Source organism: Enterococcus hulanensis (genome assembly GCF_005405485.1).
Lineage (GTDB): Bacteria > Bacillota > Bacilli > Lactobacillales > Enterococcaceae > Enterococcus_A > Enterococcus_A hulanensis.
The window spans coordinates 1-1423 of the sequence record NZ_BJED01000047.1; the positions used below are offsets into that span (position 1 = coordinate 1).

1 pseudogene is annotated in these 1423 nt (G+C 39.3%); it reads left to right on the plus strand.

Going from position 1 to position 1423, the window contains the following annotated elements:
- Positions 1-16: 16 nt before the first annotated feature.
- Positions 17-1423 (plus strand): annotated as a pseudogene (locus FFR60_RS22790) (IS3 family transposase); the annotation flags it as partial.

The following is a 1423-nucleotide window of genomic DNA, read 5'->3' on the forward strand; positions in this document are numbered from 1 at the left end:
GGAGGTCGGTATTTTTATGGCTAAATATAGTTTTGAACTCAAGGTAAAAATCGTTCAAGAGTATCTTGACGGGAAAGGAGGAGCGAAATATTTATCAAAGAAACACGGGATAAAGTCTGAAAGACAAGTAAAAGATTGGATCAATGTCTATCGAGAATTCGGCGAAGAAGGGCTCCTTCGAAAACGGCAAAATCAAACTTATTCTGTTCAATTTAAGATGGATGCGATAGAGTTATATCAAACAAGTGAGCTGTCCTATCGTGAAGTGGCGAATCAATTAGGGATGAATAACCCTACGCTAATTGCCAACTGGATGAGAAACTTTCGTGCAGAAGGTTTAGACGGACTCTCAAAACCGAAAGGACGTCCAACCATCGTGTCTAAGAAAAAAGAAACTAAAAAGACAAATAAGGAAACACCTGAAGAACGCGACCGAATTAAGGAACTAGAAAAACAAGTGCGTTCCCTTCAGATCGAGAATGCCTTTTTAAAAGAATTGAGGAAGCTGCGAAAACAGGAAGCCCAACAAAGACGAACGAATCAATCGCGCGAATCATCGACAGCCTCCGAGGATCATTCAAATTAGTTGAGCTTCTTGAAACCTTGAAATTTCCTAAATCAACCTTTATGTATTGGCAAAAACGGTTTGATCGCGAAAATCCAGATCAGGAAATCGAAGAGGAAATGCTTAAAATAAGAGAGAAACATACAAATTATGGCTGCTTACGTATGACAAATGAACTGAAAGATCGAGGATTCCATGTAAACAAAAAGAAAGTGCAACGTTTGATTCGAAAGCTAGGACTAGAAGTCCGTTCCTTCACGAGAAAATCCCGCCGCTATAACTCTTATCGTGGGAAGATCGGAACGATTGCGAAAAATCGAATTCATCGACGCTTTTACACAAGCATTTGTCATCAAAAGATTACAACAGATACGACAGAGCTAAAGTATTTTGAAGCGGACAAATCTGGTATTATTCGTGAAAAGAAACTGTATCTTGATCCATTTTTAGATATGTACAACAGCGAGATTATCTCTTATCGCATTTCAGAGAAACCGAACGCATTGGCGATCATGGAGGCTTTAGAGGAAGCGATTCGTGTAACGGAAGACTGCGTTTATCGACGCACGTTTCATTCCGATCAAGGATGGGCCTATCAAATGAACGCTTACAATCATAAGTTGAAAGAACATAAAATCTTCCAAAGTATGTCCCGTAAAGGTACTTGCTTGGATAATTCGATCATGGAGAATTTTTTCAGTCTGTTGAAACAGGAAATCTATCACGGACGAGAATACCATAGCTTTGATGAATTGAAGCGGGCCATTGATGATTATATTCACTACTATAACCATGAACGTATGAAAGGAAAACTCAATTGGCAGAGTCCGGTACAATTTAGAGAGACGGCATTGAAAG